The organism is Niallia sp. Sow4_A1 (assembly GCF_052116745.1).
GTDB classification, from domain to species: Bacteria; Bacillota; Bacilli; order Bacillales; family Cytobacillaceae; genus Niallia; species Niallia hominis.
This window is the reverse complement of sequence record NZ_JBQKKM010000110.1, coordinates 1-2,020: the sequence shown is the minus strand read 5'-3', so window position 1 is coordinate 2,020 and position 2,020 is coordinate 1. Positions and strand designations below refer to the sequence as shown.

The window sequence follows — 2,020 nt, the reverse complement described above, 5'->3', positions numbered from 1 at the left end:
CCAATTTAAATTTTACTTAGTTGTAAGATCTTGAGGTTTAGATAAAGAGGCTAGTTTTAGTATTAAAGCTCGAGTTACAATTCCAACCATGATGTAATATATGAATGAATATCTGTATCTCCACTCTAAATAATTAACAAGTTTGACCCACTCGCAAAAGGGTTCACCTATATAGGCATATGTTAGTGCCATAATGATCTGGGCTAAAATAAAAGATTTCCATGTTCTAAAATATTGATATAACAACATGTAAGCTACAGGCACCATTGAAAAATCAAAAGGAAAGGCCCGAGGAATAAAAGGTAAAAATGCAATGGGGTAATCCCAAAAACTATATTGTGCACCAACTACATCTAATAAGGTTGTTGTCAAGATAATTATGGTACCAAATAACAAAATTTCTAAAATAATGTCATGTTTAACAAGTTTAGCCCATATAACCCAAGGCACAACTAAAAAAACAACTAGTATCCACCATTCCCAAGTTAAAAACTCATTTGTTAGCCAACCATTTAATTCTAAATGATACAGCTTATCTTCTAATAAACGTATTTCCTTAAGATTTTCAAATATATTATCTATTGATATCATCCCTATATTTAAATTAAAAGGTAACAGATATTTTTGAATTCAAACTCTTTGAGCTGCCTTTTTAGTATTACCGTTTTTTAGTAATGAATTTCCATCGTAAATAACAAAAATTTTTTAAATCTAGATTTAAGATAGAACAATAAAAACAGGATACATCAACTTATAATAATGGAGAAAGGAGGCGAGCACCCTGTTCAACAATGCGCTCGGTCAGGGATCGTTGCAACAAGTCTTCAATTCTTAATGGTACAGAATCAGTAAGATCCCCCTCGAACTGCTCTGTGAGTTCTCTTGCCACATCAGCACTGTACACGACTTGACACACCTCATAATTCAGGCGAAAACTTCTCATATCATAGTTTGCTGCGCCTACTTCTGCAATTTCCTCATCAATGATCATCAGTTTCGCATGTAACATTCCTTTATTGTACTGGTAGATTTGGACCCCAGCTTCTATAAGTTCCCCGTAATAGGTACGACTTGCATAGCCCACGCTTTTTTGATCAATGTGGCGAGGAACCAGCAATCTTACGTGCACACCACGAGCCACAGCTGTCTTTAATGCCATGATAATATCTGTTTCTGGTACAAAGTAGGGTGTTGTTATATCAATAGTCTTGGTCGCCTGTGTTATACATATAAAGTAAGCTTGACGAATAACTGGGGTAGGAATTCCAGGGTTTCCTTCCAACGTATGGATGTACGCTTTTTGCAATGTCCCTGTCTTTGGGTATATGTCCATCTCTTTACCATCTATGGTGCTCAACTCTGAACCCAATTCGGCTGACCATCTGGAAAGATCTACTCTTCCGATTGGATTGATTTTCGTTACCTCAGATTTTGTTTTCAGATTTGTTTTCGATTTTATCCGTTCCGGCACAGCAATATTCCAATGAACGTCAAAGACAGTCTGCAAATTGACTGATGCTTCTCCTGTTATTTGTAAATGAGTATCCCTCCAGAAGCCAACGTCAGGCTTCAATCCTGTATATTCATATCCTACGTTCATGCCACCAGTAAAAGCTTTCTTTCCGTCGATCGTGACAATCTTACAATGATCCCGATAATTCCAATTGGATAAAATCCAGGGAAAGCGTAAAGGAAATATTGTCCGGCATTCTATCCCTGCTTCCACCATCTGAAGGATTTTTTGACGCGGAAATTTTTTACTCCCCCAACCATCTCTAATAAAACGAACCCGCACTCCGTTTACTGCTTTTTCGATCAGCAGTTCTGTGATGCGATTACCTATTTGGTCATTCCGATAGATGTAATATTCCAGATCAATGGTTTTTTGGGCTTTTTGTAGGGATTCGATGAGTTGTTCATATTTTGCTATTCCATTGTTAAACACTTGGACTTGGCCCATTCGAAGCCCATTCACAGTGAAATGCCGTAAAGCATCGGCAATTACCGATGCTGAATCACC

The 2,020-nt window shown here is 37.4% G+C and carries 2 protein-coding genes; both read right to left on the bottom strand.

The features are described 5' to 3' along the window. Nucleotides 1–12 precede the first annotated feature (12 nt). The gene (locus tag ACTQ5K_RS25350; protein ID WP_152116729.1) at nucleotides 13–591 is read right to left on the bottom strand and encodes a CBO0543 family protein; all 579 of its coding nucleotides are present in this window, start codon (nucleotides 589–591) and stop codon (nucleotides 13–15) included. 160 nt (nucleotides 592–751) lie between these two features. Next, a partial coding sequence (locus ACTQ5K_RS25345; protein ID WP_441994446.1) for a phospholipase D-like domain-containing protein occupies nucleotides 752–2,020 on the bottom strand: 1,269 nt, incomplete at its 5' end.

Bases quoted from the DNA above. Each gene is read 5' to 3' on its own strand.
- ACTQ5K_RS25350 (WP_152116729.1), bottom strand. From the start codon at position 591: ATGATATCAATAGATAATATATTTGAAAATCTTAAGGAAATACGTTTA.